The organism is Wolbachia endosymbiont (group A) of Crataerina pallida, from assembly GCF_964028475.1.
GTDB classification, from domain to species: Bacteria; Pseudomonadota; Alphaproteobacteria; order Rickettsiales; family Anaplasmataceae; genus Wolbachia; species Wolbachia pipientis.
In genome coordinates this window covers 1,524,765-1,543,318 of sequence record NZ_OZ034785.1, presented here as the reverse complement: position 1 = coordinate 1,543,318, position 18,554 = coordinate 1,524,765, and the positions used below count along the sequence as shown (strand labels likewise).

Genomic DNA, 18,554 nt, shown 5'->3' with positions numbered 1-18,554 from the left:
TTACACATGCTTAAAGTTTCCCTTAAATATTAAATAGAGAATACCAAAATAAACAATAACACTCAAAGCTATTAAAGTCGTTAAATAAACAATACGAGCCAACATTTTATCAAAAAATAATCCTGCCAACAAAGAATTAAAAATATAAAGGGCTATTGACATGACTGCCGTTGCTACAAAAATTTTCATGACATTTAACAATAACGCTTGGCTAACCTTATACATTTTATTTATTGTTAAATAACTAATTAATAGAATAGAGTTTATCCAAGTGGAAACGGAAGTAGCAATAGCAATCCCCGTATGCTGATACTCGTTCATTAACAAAAGGTTTAGCACTACATTAATTCCAAGACACATTAGCGAAAATATGGTTGGTATTTTCAGATTGCCTTTAGCAAAAAATGTAGGTAGCAATACTTTATTTATAATAAATGCAGGTAAAGAAAGAGAAAATGCTATTAAAGTGGGAACAGTTTGCTGCACTGCATAATGATCAAACCGGCCGTAAGAAAAAAGCGTAAGTAAAATTATGTCGGGAATAATGATAAAGGCAGCAGTTGTTGGCATAATTAACATTAATCCTATGTTGAGAGCCTTGTTCTGTATTTTGACTATATTTTCAGTATTATCCACCTGTTTTGAAATTAAAGGAAGAAGCACTGTACCAATTGCAGTACCGATTATTCCCTGCGGTAGTTGATTTAGTCTATCGGCATAATATATATAGGACACCGCATTTGGTATAAAACTCGCCATGATTGTATCAATCCATAAGCTTATTTGAGTTACACAATTGTTGATAATTGCAGGTATCACACGCTTAAAAAATAACCTTACTTCATTGCTTAATTCAAGGCTAAAAGAAAAAGCTGCCTTTAACTTGTATGCACTAAATAGTATCAAAAGTAGCTGGAAAATTCCTCCTATAAGGACAGCTATAGAAAGGTTGTGCGCTGGAGTTTTTACGTAAGGCACAAACAAACTGATGATTAAACAGAGATTCAAAACGATTGGTGCAATAGCTGTTGAAGCAAAATGCTGCTTTACTTGCAGCATTCCACCAATAAGTGATGCAATTGAAACAAAGATTATGTAGGGCATCATAATTCTTGATAAAGTAACAGTAAGGGTAAACTTACTTTGGTCAAATCCAGGAGCAAAAATTTGAATCATATAAGGGGAGAAAGTTTGCATGATAAGGCAAAAAATTACTAAGATAATAAACGTAATGGATATTACACTACTTGCAAAATTAAATGCCTTTTTATTATCATATGATTCTGTCGAATATAATGGTATGAATGAGGTAGTGAACGCTCCTTCTGCAAAAAATGCTCGAAATAGATTGGCAAAACGAAACGAAGAAAAAAATATGTCTGCAAGAGAGTTCGCACCAATAACCGTAGCAATCAATACATCTCTTATTAACCCTGAGATCCTTGAAATAGCCGTAAAAAAACTAAATGTGAAAATACTTTTAAACATACCACTACTTCATTAGTGTCAATACAATTAACTATAATGGTAAAAGTATCAATGAAAATATTTATTGGCTAAACTTAAAACCCTCTGCAAAAGGAGAGTTAAATAATCAATTGACTATTTGCGCTCTTATGTTAGAAATTTTATATCTTGGCGGGCGTAGCTCAGTTGGTAGAGCGTCAGTTTGTGGTACTGAATGTCGCCAGTTCGATCCTGGTCGCTCGCCCCACTAAAACCCGATAATTTGAAAAACCGTCATCCCGCTGCTTGTTAGCGGGATCTAGAGATACCGTGACGGTATGACGTGAGTTAGCTATACATTGGCCACTGATGATTGAAATAGTTAATTACTGTAAAATTTGACATTAACCGCTAATAGTTAGAATATTAGTAGAGTAAGAATTACTCAAGAAGGCATGCATAAATATGATGTAGTAGTAGTAGGTGGTGGTCATGCAGGGTGCGAAGCTGCTGCTGCTGCAGCTCGCCTTGGTGCAAACACGCTGCTTATAACTCATAAAATTTCAACTATAGGGGAAATGTCCTGCAATCCAGCAATCGGAGGAGTTGCAAAGGGCGTTGTAGTCAGGGAAGTTGACGCTCTTGATGGAATAATGGGAAGAGCAATCGATCAAGCAAGTATACACTCAGTCATTTTAAATAGCAGCAGAGGTGCAGCAGTATGGGGCCCGCGTGCACAGGCAGACCGAAAATTATACAAGCAAGCAATACAGGAAATTATTCTAAATTATAATAATTTGACGGTAAAAGAAGAGTCGGTTGACGATTTTCTTATAGAGAGTAATAACAATGGAGAATTGTGCATTAAAGCTGTAATAACAAGCTCAGGGGAGCATATACTGACAAGTAAAGTCGTTCTAACTACAGGGACTTTTCTGCGGGGTGTGATTCATATAGGAGAGCAGGTAACTCCTTCAGGGAGAATGGGAGATAAGCCTGCCGTAGAACTTGCAAATACGTTGAAGAAATATAATTTTAAATTAGGTAGATTGCGTACCGGAACTCCGCCAAGGCTTGATCGTGGCACTATAAACTGGTCAATATTGCAAGAACAAGTGGGTGATAATCCACCTGTGCCGTTTTCTTACTTAACAGAAAAAATTAATCAACCTCAGGTATCATGCTTTATTACCCATACTAATGAAAACACGCATAAAATAATTAGAGAGAATCTGCACAGGTCAGCTTCTTCGTATTTGGATGATATTATAGCACCAAGATACTGCCCATCCATTGAAACTAAGGTTAAAAAATTCGCAGAAAAAAGTAGTCATCAAATATTTTTAGAACCAGAGGGCTTGAATGATGATACTATATACCCGAACGGAATTTCAAATTCATTGCCTATTGAAGTGCAGTGTGAAATGATAAAGAGTATCAAGGGACTTGAAAATGCAGAAATACTAAGACCTGGATATGCAGTTGAGTATGACTATATTGATCCACGAGAACTAAGCCATACTCTTGAAACTAAGAAAATTAAAGGCCTATATTTTGCTGGCCAAATTAATGGCACTACTGGATATGAAGAAGCAGCAGGGCAAGGAATTATTGCCGGAATTAATGCAGCACTCTCTGCATCTGAAAAAAAAGAAAGCTTTGTTCTTCATCGCACAGACTCATATATCGGCGTAATGATAGATGATCTAGTCACCAAAGGGGTGATCGAACCTTATAGATTATTTACCTCACGTGCAGAATATAGGCTAGCTATCAGGTCAGACAATGCAGATAGAAGATTAACACAAAAAGGTTATGATATTTCCCTTGTTTCGCATGAGAGATACTCCGTTTTACAGAATAAACTTGAATCCATTAAGCAGCTTGAAGAGGAGTTAGGGAGTCTGACGATTACTCCTGAGCAGCTTAGGTCTTATGGTATCAAAATATCTTATGATGGGATAAGAAAAACGGCACTAGATTTACTTAGCTATCCAAACATCGACTGGAATAAATTACAAGAAATATGGCCGGAGTTAAGCAGCATCACGCGCTGGGATGGCACCGCAATGGGTAGCATAACTAAGAATGAAATATGCGAAGCGGTTGAAATTGAAGCAAAATACAAACCTTATCTAATAAGACAAGAAGCGGATATGAAGTTTTTACGAGAGGAAATTAACACTCAAATTCCAATTGATTTTAACTATTCACAAGTTAAAGGCCTGTCAAGTGAAGTAATAGAAAAGTTGCAGACGATAAAACCAGCGACGATTGGCATTGCAAAGCAAATACAAGGCATCACTCCTGCAGCGATAGTGAGCATATTAGTGTATTTGAGAAACAGGAAAACGAAAGTGGCTGCTAATTTTGTATGAGGTGTTCTATGTCAAAAATCGAAGAATTTTGTTCTTTTATGCACGAGATAAACGTTGATGCATTTATGTTGCATACTAAAGATGAATATTTAAATGAGTATTCAGAGGAGCTAACAAAGCTGTGTGGCTTTACAGGAACAAATGGGCTACTTATCGTTACAAAAGACAACAAGTGCCCATTTTTTACGGATGGACGCTATATCACACAAGCTCGCAATCAGCTCGATCAGGGCAATTTTCAAGTATATAATATACAAGAAGAGGATCCACGCGAATGGATAAAAGCAAACTTAACATCGACTGCCTCACTAGGTTATTATTTGCAATATTTTACCATCGAAGATATAAGAAAGTATGAGAATATCTGTAAATTAATACCCTGTTTAGCTGGAAAAAAAAGTGACTATCGAAAACAAGCAGTGGTTTTACATTCTATTAAATATGCTGGTAAAAGTAGTAAGGACAAATGTGAAAAAATAGCTAGAAGCGTAGATAAAGGAGCTGAAGCAGTGCTTTTAACTGATCCAAATTCAATTTCATGGTTATTAAATTTAAGAAACGAAAATGCTAAATATACTCCATGTATATTGGGTCGTGCTATATTGTATAAAAGCGGTAATGTTGATTTGTTTATTCAAGATAAAGAACATTCAACTATAGAAGCAAATTTAGGCAATCATATAAATATTTTTGATATTAGTGAGCTAGAAAATTCGCTGCACAAGCTAAATTCAATAGTTATAGATCCAAACACAACTCCAATGAATATCATGGCTGTAATAAAAGATAAACAGGTAATTGAAAGAGAGGATCCTTGTTTAATTCATAAAGCAGTAAAAAATCAAACTGAAATAGCTGGGGCTATAAATGCACACATTAAAGATGGAGTGGCAGTTACAAACTTTCTACATTGGCTTACTAATAGATTTACTGTCATCCGAGTAGCTGACACTGGGATCCAGGAAAAAAACATAGATTCCAGCGTCACGCGCTGGAATGACACCAAGGAAGATGATGATTATTCAGATAAGAAGTTCAATGAAATGACAGAACTTGAAGCTGAAGAAAAGATTTTAGAATACAGAAAAGAGCAGAATTTGTTTAAACAATTGAGCTTTCCAACAATTTCCGCATTTAATGAAAATGGTGCAATAATTCACTATCGTGCAAGCAGTAAGACGAATAAGGTAATTCAGAAAAATGGACTATATTTGATTGACTCTGGTGGCCAGTACCTTGACGGCACAACTGATGTGACAAGAACTGTAGTAGTTGGTAATCCAACTGATGAACAAATAACCCACTATACAATAGTACTCAAAGCTCACATTGCTATAGCAAGTGTCGTCTTTCCCCCCGGCACTACTGGTGGAGAATTGGATATATTAGCACGTACGCATTTATGGAAATTTGGAATGGACTATATGCATGGTACAGGGCATGGAGTAGGAAGTTACCTATCAGTACACGAAGGACCACAAGCAATATCAAAAAGTAATAAAGTAAAATTAGTACCAGGTATGATACTATCCAACGAACCTGGCTATTACATTCCGGGAGAGTATGGAATAAGAATTGAAAATCTGATGTATGTTGATAAACATGAAAATGGTTTCTTGGGGTTTAAACAACTAACCTCTATTCCGTATGATAGAAGGCTAATAGATGTGCAAATGCTTACTAAAGATGAAATTGAATGGATAAATAGCTATCATCAATTTGTCTATAAAAACTTAGAAAATAGCGTCGAAGATAAAGGGTGGTTAAAGAAAGTATGTGACCCTTTATAAGCAAAGGAGCATTTTTTATTATTTAAAAAGTATTAATGCAATTGTAACAGGTATTTTGTATTGTTTTTAATTTTAAAACAATATATAATAGAAAACACGTATTTTTAGGTAGGTTATAATTATGACAGACAAAGGGCAAGAAGATGAATTTATGAAGCAGTATATGGATACTTGCAAAGAGCAAATAGAAAAATTAGCCAAGGATCCTGAATTGCTTAATCAGGCTTTAAAACCATTTATGCAAATGTCTCAGCAGCTTATGGCTGGCGGTATGTTAGAAGGCGCTATGCCTAACATGATACCTGATTTGGGTGGTATGGATATCAACAAGATGATTGCTCAGATGAAGGAAATGATTGACTACATAAGAGGTAACTATAAGGAACTAATGAAAGAGCGCAGCTCGCAAATTCAAGAGCTTGATGAATCCAGTAAGAAGCTAAGAGGTTTAGTTAAAAAATTGATAGAAAAGATCGAAAGTAAATAAATAATATCTAACGCGAGTCTCTTCTGTCATTCTATGTACAACTTTCTAGTTGGACGGTAAGTCGAGGTCAATTATTGATGTCATGTAAGTAGTGTGGCTACTTGCATGACATTATTATACCAATTTCCGTAAATAAATAAGATACGTTGCTTAAGGCTGCAGCTTTTGTTTTCTTATTTCTGAGATTTGGTATCAGCACGATTGCACATGGGTTTTTACAAATTTGAAAATTAGTGTTAAATAAAAATATAAATGCAAAAGGAAAAGAAATGATTGAACTTAAAGGCCCAGAAATTTGTGCAGGTGGAAATAAGAAAAATTTGATTGTTTTTTTACATGGTTGGGGCTCAAGTGGCGATAATTTCATTCACCTTGCTAAAGTTATGAGCAAGTTTTTACTGGGTTCATGTTTTGTAGCACCCAATGCTCCGTTTAAGAGAGAAATAGGTGACGGTTATCAGTGGTTTAGCTTGGAAGATCGTAGTGAAGAAGCGCTATATAATGGAGTAAAAAATGCTACATCAATCGTAAATCATTTCATTGATACAAAATTAAAGGAGCTTAATTTAAAAGATACGCAACTTTCTTTAGTTGGATTTTCTCAAGGAGCAATGCTTGCAATACATACAGCTCTCACCCGCTCTCAATCCTGTGCATCAGTTGTTGCATACTCTGGTAGGTTTCTTTTACCTTCAAAAACTGCACCAGAGATCAAATCAAAACCTAACATATGTGTTATCCATGGTGATGCTGACGACGTGGTACCTTTTTCGTCCCTCGACTTAGCGGTTAAAGCTCTGAAAGAAAATGGAGTAAATGTTGAAGGGCACCCAATTCATGGATTAGGGCATATTATCAATGAAGAGGGAATAAAATTAGGAGTAGAATTTATCAAGAAGAACTTTAAAAATTAATTTTCATGCACTTGTTTTGCTTTGGTTATGGATATGTAGCTAAATTTTTATCGAAAAAATTACTGAACTTAGGTTGGAAAGTCAGTGGCACATCAAGAAGTAAAAATATACAAGATGTAATCCTCTTTAATTATGAGAAAGTTAGTCAAGATCTGCTTAAAAGCGCAACGCACGTTTTAATTTCTATTCCTCCAGATGGCGATGATGTTGTGGAGAGATACGGTGATTGCCTGCAAAATGTAAAATGGCTTGGTTATTTGTCTGCAACTAGCGTCTATGGTGATCACTCTGGTAATTGGGTGAATGAGGAATCTGAAACAAAACCTATAGAAATCAGAGGAGAAAAGCGCCTTAGATCTGAAAGGAAGTGGCTGAATAGCAGATTGCCTGTACATATTTTTCGTTTAGCTGGAATATACGGTCCTGGTAGGAACGTGTTAATTGACTTGCAGCTTAGCAAAGCAAGAAATGTGAAAAAAGAAGGGCATTTTTTTTCTCGTATTCACGTTGAAGATATATCGAATATTTTATTTTCTTCCATGCAAAACATAAAACCTGGTGAAATATACAATTGTGCAGACGATTTACCCACTACACAATCTGAAGTGATAATGTATGCAGCCAAACTTCTCAATGTTAGCCCTCCAGAGCCAATTGAGTTACCAGATTATGCACAGAGTTTTTATTTAGGATCAAAAAGAGTAAGTAATGTTAAAATTAAAAAAGATCTTAATGTCTCTCTAATTTATCCTAACTACAAGGTGGGATTAGAGAGTTTGCATGTAAAAAAAACTGAAATCACATCAGAATGATAGATAGGCTTATTGTCACTGCCATTAAGTTAAGGAAAGAATGGTTAAAAACTGAACTAAAAAGTCAGAAATAATTAAGGATTTATGACAAATGCTGAAACAGAATAGAGTAAACTTTAAAGCAGATAAACTCTGAAGTGTAAATTACTTAAGAAATAGTGACCTTACCCAGAAAAAGTGGAGAGAAAGAAAAGAGTTTTTTTGGGTAAAATAAAATTTTGGAGGATTAGAAATGGTAAGAGAATATACAGCAGAATTCAAATTGGAAGCTGTTAAACTGGCAAATGAACAAAGAAAGGTAGGTCAACCAGTTGCAAAAGTAGCAAGAGATCTAGGAATAAGGGATAGTGTATTAGGAAAATGGATGAAGAAATATAACGAAAAAAAGTCAGCGGCAAATGCATTTCCAGATGTAGCACCTTATGACAAAGAGAGGTTTGATTTACAAAGCAAGAGTAACAAGGGAAAGAGACATTTAAAAAAAAGCCCTGGCCAGTCAAAAAGAGTAAAATATTTTTTTATATAGTAACTGCTATAAAGTACAGGAATTATGTAGGATTTTCTGCTAGTGGCTACTATAAGTGGACCACAAGAAAAATAAGCAGTAGAGAATCAGCAAATAAAGAGCTACTCGCAGCTATTCAAAAAATATATCAAGTTTCTAAATGTAGATATGGAGCTCCTAAAATTCATGCTGAATTGAAGGCTTTGGGTAAAAGTTGCAATTTGAAAACGGTGCAAAGTATTATGCAGAAAAATGACATCAGGGCTATACTGAAAAGAAAGTTTAAAATTAAAAAACAACAAACAGATAATAGAGCTGTAGCTCCCAATATACTAGATCAAAACTTTATTGTTGATCAACCAAATAAAGTATGGGATTACTTACATCAAAACCAAGGAGGGATGGCTATATTTGGCAGCAATAATTCTCACGTATGGTAGTTAATGAGTAGTGCAATAAATAAACAATTGGTTATGAACTCTTTATTAATGGCCATTAATAGGCGTAAACCTGTTAAAAATCTACTGCTGCACAGTGACCAAGGTTCACAATATACTGCGCAAGGGTATCAATATCTCTTAGCTGTAAAGAATATAGATGAGTAATAAAGGCTGTTGTTACGACAATTCTGTTGCAGAAAGCTTCTTTAGCTCATTGAAAAGAGAAATACTTATTGATACTTCACAACACTCTGCTCAACAAACTAGAACTGCAATATTTGAATACATAGAAATTTTTTATAACAAACAACGTCACTATTAACTATTGCATTCCAGAACAATTTGATGCATCATTCTTTTTGTAAAAAACATTCCACACTTTCTCTCCACTTTTTCTGGGTAAGGTCATATGTGTACATCCCCATCATGAATGCTATTTTCGGTAAAATCTCTTACAACGCTCAAAAGCAGAAAAACAAAAACTTGATTTTCTCAGCTAAATAGTGGACCATCAAAAGCACGCATAAATATCTACAATGAAAGAAAAAACTTTCACAATCATCGATGGCTATGGTTTTCTTTTCAGAGCTTACTATGTACTACCTCACTTAATTACCACAACAGGAATGCCAATAGGTGGTGTATATGGCTTTCTGAATATGGTTCTTAAGTACATTGCCCATTCGGACTACTTAACTATAGCACTTGATGCAGGGAAAAAGAATTTTAGGCACAATTTATATCCTGAGTACAAAGCGAACAGAGTAACGCCTCCTGAGGATCTAACTCCACAGTTCACCATACTGAGGGAAGCGGTAGAAGCTTTTAACCTCAGCTATGAAGAGATTGAAGGTTATGAAGCAGATGATATAATTGCAACACTAGCTGCAAAATACGCCAACCACCAAGACTTTAAAGTGGTAGTCGTTTCATCAGATAAAGATTTATTTCAACTCTTGAACCACAATATTTTAATATTCGACCCCATTAAAAATATATATATAGATGAAAAACAAGTAATAGAAAAATTTGGCGTAAACTCACACAAGCTTCTTGATTTATTTTCTCTAACTGGTGATGCATCTGACAACATTCCAGGCGTTCCGGGAATAGGTCCGAAGACTGCAGCTAAATTACTAGATGAATTTGATTCATTGAATAATATTATAGAGAACATTGATAACATCGAGCAAACGAGGATTCGTAATATTCTTGCTGAACATAAGGAAAAAGCGCTAATTTCAAGAGAACTTTTATCACTATGCGAAAAAGTAGACCTTCAACATGATATTGCAAAATGTGAAGTTCGCCCTCCAAATATGGAAAAACTATTATCCTTTTTAAAGAAGTATGAATTCAATTCCTTGATAGGGAAAGTGGAAAAGCTTTTTTCCTATAGTGGGTCTAGCACAGAAGAAAAAATAGAGTATAGTAGTGAAGAGTTAGAGAAATTTTTAGAGCATTGTAGATATGAAGGCAAAATTGCAATTCATTACCACCTTGAAAACAATGTATTAAGTCTATCTTATAGCGAAAGTAATATTTTTTATATAGAGCAAGACAGCATACAAGATGCACTCATTATAATTAACTTAACTTTGCTCTCAAATGGAGTGCTTAAAATAATACATAACATTAAAGAGATCAGGAAAATCTTCCCTGCAATAGAGAAGATGTTAGATTCAGTTGATGATTTGATGATAATGTCGTATAGCTTGGATACAGGAAAGCATGATCACAGTATTCCAAACATAGTTGCGCATAATTTGAGTGAAAATGCAGAAATTTTCTCGGCAAAAACTTTAATAGCAATTCATGAAAAGCTAAAGCAAAGGTTATTTCAGGAAAAATTGCTCACAATTTACGAGCGCTTCGATAAGCCACTTATGAAAGTAATATTTGATATGGAGAAAAATGGGATATTACTGAACATACAAAAATTACAGGAGCTGTCCGATAAATTTCAGCAGGTAATTGCCGTGCTTGAAGATGAGATATATAATTTGGCAGGAGAAAGATTTAATATTGCTTCGCCAAAACAATTAAGTGATGTTTTATTCAACAAAATGGGGCTTAATAAAAAGAAAAAGTCAAAAAAATCTGGATCGTATAGCACCAATTATGAAGTTCTAGAGGCACTCGAAGAAGAAGGGGTAGAAATCGCAAGTAAAATCTTAAATTGGCGACATTTAAGTAAATTAAAAGGCACCTACACTGATGCATTAATAAAGCAAGTTGATCCACTTGATGGTAGAATACACACAAGCTTTTCAACGACTGCAACTGCAACTGGAAGGCTGAGCTCCAGCAATCCTAATTTACAGAATATTCCTATCAGAAGCGAAGAGGGAAATCTTATCAGACAAGCATTTATTGCGCCAAAAGGGCATAAGATAATTTCTGCTGACTATTCACAAATAGAGTTAAGACTCCTGGCACACGTTGCAAACGTTGCAGCATTTAAAGAAGCTTTTGCAAACGGACAAGATATTCATGAGATCACCGCTAGGCAAGTTTTTGGAGTGCAAGAAATAGATGAGCAATTAAGACGCAAAGCAAAATCCATCAATTTTGGAATTATATATGGCATTAGCCCATTTGGTCTTGCAAAGCGGCTTGGAATTACCATTGCGGAAGCTGCTGAATACATTAATTACTATTTTTCCTGTTACCCAGAAATAAAGGCCTATATGGAAAAAGCAGTGTCTATCGCAAGATTGCATGGTTATGTAGAAACTTTGTTTGGCAGGAGATGCTTTGTAAGAGACATAAACAATACAATTCCTTATATAAGACAATTTGCAGAAAGGGCAGCAATAAACGCACCACTGCAAGGAACCGCTGCTGATATAATAAAACGTGCGACAATTCAGCTTTTTGACCAATTGAAAGTAGGTAAAATAATCCTCCAGGTTCACGATGAACTACTGGTTGAAGTAGAGGACGAAAAGGTACAAGAAACAGCAAAACTTATGAAAGATATAATGGAAAATGCAATAGAAATTTCTGTACCACTTGAAGTAGAAATAAAAGTTGGCGACAACTGGGGTCTAAATTCCCTTAATTATGACTTAAACATCGTGAATTCTAGGAGTATAAATCATTTGAACTAATACGAAAAATATGTTAGAATAGAACATAGCAAATGCAAATAGGTCAGCCATGATAGGCCCACAAGTAAAAAGTTCAAAACCTCCAAAGTTACCTACTCAGGTAACTAACAAAGATGAGAAAGTTTTTAAATTTGAAAAAGAGAAACATCAGTTAATCTATCGTACTTTCCTAGATATTTTTAAAAATCCAGAAAAACTAGAAGAGCAAACGAAACAGGAAATAGAAAAGAAGGAACAGGAAATAGAAAAGAAGAAACAGAAATTGAAAGAAAAACAAAAATTACAGAGTGATCTGAAGTCATTAAAGGAACGGTTACCTCGATTACAGGATGAAAATGAAAAGAAAATTTTTACTTTTGTATTTGAGAATAGTGGAAAGATATTCAACAATGTCAATCCAGAAGATATAAAATCACTCAGTGAAGAGAATTTTTCTCAGTTTTTACTTTCCGTATTTGAGAAAATTAGAGAGAAAAAATTAGCTAATGAGGAGAATCTCAAGAATGGTAAAATAAAAGAAGTAGTAGATGACTGTGTAGCTGATATACGCGGTACAGAAGCTAAAGATTCATCCATAAAGTTCGTATTGGAAATGCCGCTGCTGCTAATTGGAGGGATCAAAATAGACCCGAAAAATATTTCTGGCTCCTTTATGGATGGGGTGAAAGAAAAAATACCATTCTTAGGTAAAGACAAAAAAGAGGAAGATGAACCACCACTTAGTGATGAAGAGATGGTAACAACGTTCTTAAGCAAGATCTTTTTTCCTGTCCTTCTTTCCACTATTCCAATGTTAATTTTTGGTCCTACTACACTCGGAGTAGTTGTTGCTGCTATTGGTGCAATATTCGCCATAAAAGGAGGAATGGGAGTTCTTTTTTCAAATAACAAAAAAGGTACTTTGTATGACCCTAGCTCACAAGATAAAGATGATACAGAAAAGAGAGCAAAATTGAATAAAAAAATTTGCGATGGTATCAATACAATTTTAAAAACTCCAGTCAAAGGAGCTGAGAAAGGCACCTCTGTTTCTGAACAAATTTCCCAAGGAAAAGAAAAGAGTGAACAACAACCTGTTCCTGAGCAAATTTCCCAGGAAAACAACAGGGAAAACGAAGAAAGCAAACAGCAAGATCAACCTTGGACAAGAAAGGAAAACAAACGAAGGGAAGAAAACACAAGCAACAAACAAGCAGGGATTACCTAAGTTTGCCAAAAAGTGAGTTGTGTAAGAGGTCTACTATTATTCTATAGCACATACAACAGGAGTATGGTCAGACGGATTTTCTAGCTTACGCAATCTATCATCTATGTAGCATGTTTCCAATTTATCTACAGCTTGTGGCGATAATAGCATATAATCTATTCGCATTCCTTGATTATTTCTGAGTGAATTGCCTTGATAATGCCACCAAGTGAATTGTTGCAAATTTGGGTGAGATATTCTAAACGCATCTTTAAACCCAAGATTCAAGATCGCTCTTAACTTCTCACGTTCTTTTATATGAAAGCACACTTGGCCATTCAATAAATTTGAATCAAAAACATCAATTTCATCCGGTGCAATATTATAATCGCCAGCTATAATAGTTAACTCTTCATTCTTCAACAAAGTGCTCATCCTTTCATATAGGTTATCAAAAAACTTGAGTTTATATTCAAATGCGTGAGAGTCCGGGCTTTGACCGTTTGGCACGTATACACTTCCTACCCTTATCTTACTATTGGTATACTTTATCACGCACTCTATATAACGTGCTTCTTGATGACTTTCCACAATGTCAATTTTAAACTTCTCCAGTATCGGATATTTAGATAAAACACAAACGCCATTTCTTGCAACTTGTCCATAGATAGCATATTCATATCCTAACTTTTCTATCTCCGCATAAGGAAATTGCTCTTCCGTACATTTTATCTCTTGCAGCAAAACTATATCTATCTGACTATCAACTATAAAACTACAAAGTTGGTTAACTCTTTTACGTATGGAGTTTACATTCCAAGTTGCAATCTTTAGCATCAGCAATCCTTATTAATTATATCAATTAAACTCTCCCCAGTAGGCAACCTCGATGTTATAATTTTTTTCCACTTGATTAACTTTAAACTATCAGCAATGTTTTTACTCATGGTATATGCAACTGTATTATTCATCACATGAGATAGCCCACTTTTTAGAACTAATGAACAAAATATCCTTGCTGTCTGTGAGGAAAAAAAAGCAACACTATCAATTTTACCATCCAATAGTAAATTTTTACACCTATTAGTTAGATTCCTTTTTATAATTGTTTTATAGAGTACAACTTCTCTTACGTTAAAATCTTCTTCAGATAATCTCTTTTTTAGGTCACATGATACTTCTTGTCCCCTTATATACAAGAACTTTATTGCGTTTGAATAATGAGCTTTTATGAATGATATCAGACCATCAACGTTGCTGTCTGCTGAGATTATATCAGAAAATCCCAAATTTTTTGCAGCCTGCATGGTTGAATTACCAACTGTAATAATCGGAAAGTCATCCTCTTTGCATATTTGACTAAGAGCCTTTACACTGTTTTTACTTGTAGATATCACAACGTCAAATTCGTACGCAGATATATCAGGATTTAAGTACTTTATTGTGAATACTGGTTCTATAAAAACTTTGTATCCATACTTTCTCAATATATTTCTTGTATTGAACGAGTCCAATAAAGGCCTCGTTAATAAAATAGACTTCATTCTGATTTATTTCACTACTAGTAAAATAGTACCCTTTATACACAAATTACTGAATAAAAACTTTTATTTTGATAGCTTGAGCAATTATTCAAGTAATTTATGTGGAAGTAGGAGTACTAAGCGCTCCTACCCCAATAAGCCCACAATTTCTGCTTACACTTTTTTGACGCTAATTACATCGAACTCTTTTGAATGGCTTCCTTCAGTGGAATTATATAGCTAATATTCCTGTATAAGTTAAATAAGTTAATACTTAAGCTTGTACTCTTGCAGTATTTGAAGAGAGATTCTCAAGGACGTTTTTTGTCTGTGGTTCACTAATCATAGTTTGAACGATATTAGCTGCCATAATAACACAGCCTAGAATAAAAAAAGGCGTAGAAACAAAATAAATAACAGAAGACTCAAAAAGCGACATAGATGCAATACCTCCTATTAGAAATGAAGCACTGGATGCTATATCAAGATAGATCTTTGTTAACTTTTTTTGTCCTGGAGTGTTTTTTATGCCAGATTTCTTATTAAGATTCTGTTGTCGGGAATGATCATTTAGTGACCATATATTTAAAGCAAACGAAAGTGCACTGAATATAGTGCCGGCAATACTAAAATACAGACTTAAGACAGGAATATTCAAGACCAATGCCGCTATGTATCCAATGAAAGAGATAGTAGATAGTGTAGTAACTAAGCGTTTCGAGTAAGTTCGTACCTTCTTTCTGTAGGCTAACTTATCTTTTTCACCATACATAGCATAAATATTACCTAATATGTTATATTATAACATTAATTAATTCAATAAGCAATATGGAAGCTAAGAGTGCCCGAGAGAAGACTTGAACTTCCACAACTTAAAAAGTTACTAGCACCTGAAGCTAGCGCGTCTACCAATTCCGCCACCCGGGCTTTTTATAGTTTACTATGTTAAAGTTAAATAATATACTTAAACAATTTTTAGTTCAAAGGTAATGCCAAATCTAGATCAAATATTTTTTGCTCAAAACAATGTTAATATTAATAACGTATATAAAATAGTCAATAACGCTTTGAGCAATAGCGATGGTGGTGAGCTGTTTCTAGAATTTTGCCAGTCGGAGTCCCTGGTTTTTGAGGATAACATATTAAAACACATGGACTTGAATACTAGAAGGGGATTTGGTTTAAGGTCTTTTTGTGAAGATAGTACATCTTTCGTTTGTTCTTCTGAGATCAGCGAAAAAGAAATTAGTAATGCTGCTTCTATGGTAAAAAGCTCAGTGTCTTTAAACAAGACAAATTCAATAAATTTAAACGAAGAGACAAAAAGCCTATATTCGAGGATTAACCCTATAAATGAAATGGATCTGAATTCAAAGATTAAGCTACTCAATGAGGTTAATGAGTATGTAAGGTCCAAAAATAACTGCGTGAAGCAAGTAAAAATAACTCTAAGTGGAGAATGGCAAGTTGTACAAATAATAAAGGGTGATCACAGATTAAGCGATATCAGGCCTCTGGTACGTTTTAATGTGCTAGTCATTGTAGAAAAAGATGGCCGTACCGAAAGAGGTTCTGCAGGGCATGGTGGAAGGGACTCTTATAGTAAGTTTATTTCTGAGAAAAAGTGGAAAGAAGTTGCAAACCAAGCGTTAGAACAAGCACTGGTAAATCTTGAAGCAATTCCAACTCCAGCCGGAGAAATGACAGTCGTTTTAGGTCCAGGCTGGCCAGGAATATTGTTACACGAAGCCGTGGGTCATGGACTTGAGGGCGACTTCAATCGCAAAAAAGTCTCAGCATTTTCAAATTCTGTGGGTAAACAAGTAGCAGCTAGTGACATCACAGTAGTTGATGACGGAACTCTGCCCAATTTGCGCGGCTCTATCAGCGTAGACGATGAAGGCACTCCACCCAGTTATAATATATTGATAGAGGATGGGATCCTAAAAGGATACATGCAGGATCATATGAACGCTAAACTCATGGGTGTAAGCCCAACTGGTAATGGTAGAAGAGAAAGTTATAAAGAAGTTATTATGCCGCGCATGACAAACACCTATATGTTGCCCGGAAAGTATACACCGAAGGAAATAATATCTAGCGTAAAGAAAGGTCTATATGCAGTAAATTTCGGTGGTGGGCAGGTTGATATAACGTCAGGAAAATTTGTTTTTTCATCTTCGGAAGCTTACCTAATAGAAAATGGCAAAATTACACAGCCAGTAAAAGGAGCAACACTAATTGGTGACGGTCCAACAGTGTTGAAAAAAGTATCTATGGTTGGTAATGACTTAAAGTTAGATCCTGGTGTTGGCACATGCTCGAAAGATGGACAAAATGTGCCCGTTGGAGTTGGTCAGCCGACACTCAAAGTCGACGCAATAACTGTTGGTGGAACTGAGATATAGATAAGGGCTAAAACGGATTCCAGCGCACGGCGCACAGCTGTACAAACATTATGATTTGGAAGCAATTGCCACCAATAGGGTGTCATCCCAGTGTCTGGGCACTGCCTTTGTGTTTGAGGCAAAACTGGCTATAACATTTAACACACTGCTTTCGCAAATAAATGTTCGTACAGTTATGTGTCAGCTACTTGGATGACACTTTTGTACTTGATGCAAGATTATATCTTGAAAAAATTAAGTTTTAATGCTATAAAATAATTGTAAATTTTGTCTCCGTGGTAGCTTTATGAATGTTGAAAGTAAAAAAATACACGATGCTAAAATAAAATTACCAATATTTCTTGATTATCAATCTACTACTAAAGTAGATCCCCGTGTTTTAGAGGTGATGATACCTTACTTTGGTGAGTTCAGCAATGCACACTCTCGCAGCCATTCATTTGGTTGGACTGCTGAAGAAGCAGTGGAAAAAGCAAGGAAACACATCGCTGATCTGGTGAACGCAGATAGCAAAGAAATTATCTTTACCTCAGGTGCAACTGAGTCAAATAATACGGCAATCAAGGGCGTTGCTCACTTTTATAAAAATAAAGGAAATCATATAATCACTGTCTGCACGGAGCATAAGTGTGTTCTGGATTCTTGTCGGCATCTGGAAAATGAAGGCTTTAAAGTTACATATTTGCCTGTTAAGCAAAACGGAATTATAGATTTATCAAAGCTTGAGGAAGCAATTACTGATAAAACAATTTTGATTTCAGTAATGATGGTAAATAATGAAATCGGAGTAATTCAGCCTGTAAAGGAGATTGGTAAAATATGCAGAAAGCATAATATATTTTTCCATACAGATGCAGCTCAAAGCTTTGGAAAAGTTCCAATTGATGTTAATGAGATGTGCATTGATCTTATGAGTCTCTCTAGCCACAAAATTTATGGACCTATGGGAATAGGCGCATTATATGTACGTAGAAAGAATCCTCGTGTTAGGCTGATACCACTAATTAGTGGTGGTGGACAGGAAAGAGGCATGCGTTCTGGAACAGTTCCAACACCTCTTGCAGTTGGTTTTGGTGAAGCGGCACGTATTGCTAGAGAAGAAATGAAAAAAGAAACAACTAGAGTGGAAGAATTAAGGGATATTTTGTATAACAAGATAAAAGAAGCGTTTCCTGATATCGTTTTAAATGGTGATTATGAAAATAGAATTCCTGGCAACCTAAACTTGAGCTTTCCCTATGTTGAGGGTGAGTCTCTCATCATGGCAATCAAGGATTTAGCAGTAAGTTCTGGTTCTGCGTGCACGTCTGCGTCTCTTGAGCCTTCCTATGTAGTACGGTCGCTAAATAATGGCCATGACCTTGAGCATTCATCAATTAGATTTGGCCTAGGCCGATTTACAACTAGAGAAGAAGTTTTGTATGCAGCAGATCTTGTTGCTAAAAATGTTGGCCGACTGAGAGAAATGAGCCCACTTTGGGAGATGGTACAAGAAGGAGTAGATTTGAACACCGTGAAATGGGACTCTCATTAAATGTATCCGTTCCAACTG

17 protein-coding genes and 2 tRNA genes are annotated in these 18,554 nt (G+C 35.4%); 14 read left to right on the top strand and 5 right to left on the bottom strand.

Going from position 1 to position 18,554, the window contains the following annotated elements; all coding sequences use genetic code 11:
- On the bottom strand, nt 1–1,488 hold the full coding sequence (gene murJ / locus ABWU55_RS07710; RefSeq protein ID WP_010962984.1) for a murein biosynthesis integral membrane protein MurJ: 1,488 nt from the start codon (nt 1,486–1,488) through the stop codon (nt 1–3).
- Nucleotides 1,489–1,638: 150 nt separating this feature from the next.
- Between murJ and ABWU55_RS07705 the strand changes: the two genes are divergently transcribed.
- From ABWU55_RS07705 to ABWU55_RS07650, 12 genes are all read left to right on the top strand, one after another.
- Nucleotides 1,639–1,714 (top strand) — tRNA-His (locus tag ABWU55_RS07705).
- A 187-nt stretch (nt 1,715–1,901) separates the two neighbouring features.
- Nucleotides 1,902–3,824 carry a tRNA uridine-5-carboxymethylaminomethyl(34) synthesis enzyme MnmG gene (gene mnmG, locus ABWU55_RS07700; RefSeq protein ID WP_264705894.1) on the top strand — a complete coding sequence of 641 codons (1,923 nt, stop codon included), beginning with the start codon at nt 1,902–1,904 and terminating at the stop codon, nt 3,822–3,824.
- Nucleotides 3,825–3,832: 8 nt separating this feature from the next.
- Nucleotides 3,833–5,614, top strand: a complete 1,782-nt coding sequence (locus tag ABWU55_RS07695; RefSeq protein ID WP_353286322.1) for an aminopeptidase P family protein — start codon at nt 3,833–3,835, stop codon at nt 5,612–5,614.
- 121 nt (nt 5,615–5,735) lie between these two features.
- Nucleotides 5,736–6,101 carry a hypothetical protein gene (locus ABWU55_RS07690; RefSeq protein ID WP_155968949.1) on the top strand — a complete coding sequence of 122 codons (366 nt, stop codon included), beginning with the start codon at nt 5,736–5,738 and terminating at the stop codon, nt 6,099–6,101.
- A gap of 269 nt (nt 6,102–6,370) precedes the next feature.
- Nucleotides 6,371–7,015 (top strand): alpha/beta hydrolase, encoded by a 645-nt coding sequence (locus ABWU55_RS07685; protein WP_353286579.1) that lies wholly within the window; start codon nt 6,371–6,373, stop codon nt 7,013–7,015.
- Between the two features lie 5 nt (nt 7,016–7,020).
- Entirely contained in the window at nt 7,021–7,827 is an 807-nt protein-coding gene (locus ABWU55_RS07680) for an SDR family oxidoreductase (RefSeq protein WP_353286321.1), read from the top strand.
- Nucleotides 7,828–8,059: 232 nt separating this feature from the next.
- Entirely contained in the window at nt 8,060–8,353 is a 294-nt protein-coding gene (locus tag ABWU55_RS07675) for a transposase (protein WP_007548709.1), read from the top strand.
- Complete coding sequence (locus ABWU55_RS07670; protein WP_338482157.1) at nt 8,338–8,772, top strand: IS3 family transposase; 435 nt, start codon at nt 8,338–8,340, stop codon at nt 8,770–8,772. The genes ABWU55_RS07675 and ABWU55_RS07670 overlap by 16 nt, the downstream gene beginning before the upstream one ends.
- 3 nt (nt 8,773–8,775) lie before the next feature.
- Nucleotides 8,776–8,937 (top strand): DDE-type integrase/transposase/recombinase, encoded by a 162-nt coding sequence (locus ABWU55_RS07665; protein ID WP_010082071.1) that lies wholly within the window; start codon nt 8,776–8,778, stop codon nt 8,935–8,937.
- The gene (locus ABWU55_RS07660; RefSeq protein WP_010082072.1) at nt 8,930–9,094 is read left to right on the top strand and encodes an IS3 family transposase; all 165 of its coding nucleotides are present in this window, start codon (nt 8,930–8,932) and stop codon (nt 9,092–9,094) included. Before ABWU55_RS07665 ends, ABWU55_RS07660 begins: the two co-directional genes overlap by 8 nt.
- 214 nt (nt 9,095–9,308) lie before the next feature.
- On the top strand, nt 9,309–11,885 hold the full coding sequence (gene polA / locus ABWU55_RS07655) for a DNA polymerase I (RefSeq protein WP_353286320.1): 2,577 nt from the start codon (nt 9,309–9,311) through the stop codon (nt 11,883–11,885).
- Nucleotides 11,886–11,934: 49 nt separating this feature from the next.
- Nucleotides 11,935–13,092 carry a hypothetical protein gene (locus ABWU55_RS07650; protein ID WP_353286319.1) on the top strand — a complete coding sequence of 386 codons (1,158 nt, stop codon included), beginning with the start codon at nt 11,935–11,937 and terminating at the stop codon, nt 13,090–13,092.
- 36 nt (nt 13,093–13,128) lie between these two features.
- Here ABWU55_RS07650 and ABWU55_RS07645 read toward each other — a convergent pair whose 3' ends face one another.
- From ABWU55_RS07645 to ABWU55_RS07630, 4 genes are all read right to left on the bottom strand, one after another.
- The gene (locus ABWU55_RS07645) at nt 13,129–13,908 is read right to left on the bottom strand and encodes an exodeoxyribonuclease III (protein WP_353286318.1); all 780 of its coding nucleotides are present in this window, start codon (nt 13,906–13,908) and stop codon (nt 13,129–13,131) included.
- Complete coding sequence (locus ABWU55_RS07640) at nt 13,908–14,615, bottom strand: uroporphyrinogen-III synthase (protein ID WP_353286317.1); 708 nt, start codon at nt 14,613–14,615, stop codon at nt 13,908–13,910. The genes ABWU55_RS07645 and ABWU55_RS07640 overlap by 1 nt, the downstream gene beginning before the upstream one ends.
- A 253-nt stretch (nt 14,616–14,868) precedes the next feature.
- Entirely contained in the window at nt 14,869–15,366 is a 498-nt protein-coding gene (locus ABWU55_RS07635; protein WP_010962975.1) for a hypothetical protein, read from the bottom strand.
- Nucleotides 15,367–15,436: 70 nt separating this feature from the next.
- Nucleotides 15,437–15,521 (bottom strand) — tRNA-Leu (locus tag ABWU55_RS07630).
- Between the two features lie 62 nt (nt 15,522–15,583).
- On the opposite strand from ABWU55_RS07630, the gene tldD reads away from it, so the two are divergent.
- Entirely contained in the window at nt 15,584–17,002 is a 1,419-nt protein-coding gene (tldD, locus tag ABWU55_RS07625; protein ID WP_010962974.1) for a metalloprotease TldD, read from the top strand.
- A 286-nt stretch (nt 17,003–17,288) separates the two neighbouring features.
- Nucleotides 17,289–18,536 carry an IscS subfamily cysteine desulfurase gene (locus tag ABWU55_RS07620; RefSeq protein WP_010081919.1) on the top strand — a complete coding sequence of 416 codons (1,248 nt, stop codon included), beginning with the start codon at nt 17,289–17,291 and terminating at the stop codon, nt 18,534–18,536.
- Nucleotides 18,537–18,554 lie beyond the last annotated feature (18 nt).

What these genes read in the sequence shown, in the direction of transcription:
- murJ (WP_010962984.1), bottom strand. Translation starts at nt 1,488, where the DNA reads ATGTTTAAAAGTATTTTCACATTTAGTTTTTTTACGGCTATTTCAAGG.
- mnmG (WP_264705894.1), top strand. Translation starts at nt 1,902, where the DNA reads ATGCATAAATATGATGTAGTAGTAGTAGGTGGTGGTCATGCAGGGTGC.
- ABWU55_RS07695 (WP_353286322.1), top strand. Translation starts at nt 3,833, where the DNA reads ATGTCAAAAATCGAAGAATTTTGTTCTTTTATGCACGAGATAAACGTT.
- ABWU55_RS07690 (WP_155968949.1), top strand. Translation starts at nt 5,736, where the DNA reads ATGACAGACAAAGGGCAAGAAGATGAATTTATGAAGCAGTATATGGAT.
- ABWU55_RS07685 (WP_353286579.1), top strand. Translation starts at nt 6,371, where the DNA reads ATGATTGAACTTAAAGGCCCAGAAATTTGTGCAGGTGGAAATAAGAAA.
- ABWU55_RS07680 (WP_353286321.1), top strand. Translation starts at nt 7,021, where the DNA reads ATGCACTTGTTTTGCTTTGGTTATGGATATGTAGCTAAATTTTTATCG.
- ABWU55_RS07675 (WP_007548709.1), top strand. Translation starts at nt 8,060, where the DNA reads ATGGTAAGAGAATATACAGCAGAATTCAAATTGGAAGCTGTTAAACTG.
- ABWU55_RS07665 (WP_010082071.1), top strand. Translation starts at nt 8,776, where the DNA reads ATGAGTAGTGCAATAAATAAACAATTGGTTATGAACTCTTTATTAATG.
- ABWU55_RS07660 (WP_010082072.1), top strand. Translation starts at nt 8,930, where the DNA reads ATGAGTAATAAAGGCTGTTGTTACGACAATTCTGTTGCAGAAAGCTTC.
- polA (WP_353286320.1), top strand. Translation starts at nt 9,309, where the DNA reads ATGAAAGAAAAAACTTTCACAATCATCGATGGCTATGGTTTTCTTTTC.
- ABWU55_RS07650 (WP_353286319.1), top strand. Translation starts at nt 11,935, where the DNA reads ATGATAGGCCCACAAGTAAAAAGTTCAAAACCTCCAAAGTTACCTACT.
- ABWU55_RS07645 (WP_353286318.1), bottom strand. Translation starts at nt 13,908, where the DNA reads ATGCTAAAGATTGCAACTTGGAATGTAAACTCCATACGTAAAAGAGTT.
- ABWU55_RS07640 (WP_353286317.1), bottom strand. Translation starts at nt 14,615, where the DNA reads ATGAAGTCTATTTTATTAACGAGGCCTTTATTGGACTCGTTCAATACA.
- ABWU55_RS07635 (WP_010962975.1), bottom strand. Translation starts at nt 15,366, where the DNA reads ATGTATGGTGAAAAAGATAAGTTAGCCTACAGAAAGAAGGTACGAACT.
- tldD (WP_010962974.1), top strand. Translation starts at nt 15,584, where the DNA reads ATGCCAAATCTAGATCAAATATTTTTTGCTCAAAACAATGTTAATATT.
- ABWU55_RS07620 (WP_010081919.1), top strand. Translation starts at nt 17,289, where the DNA reads ATGAATGTTGAAAGTAAAAAAATACACGATGCTAAAATAAAATTACCA.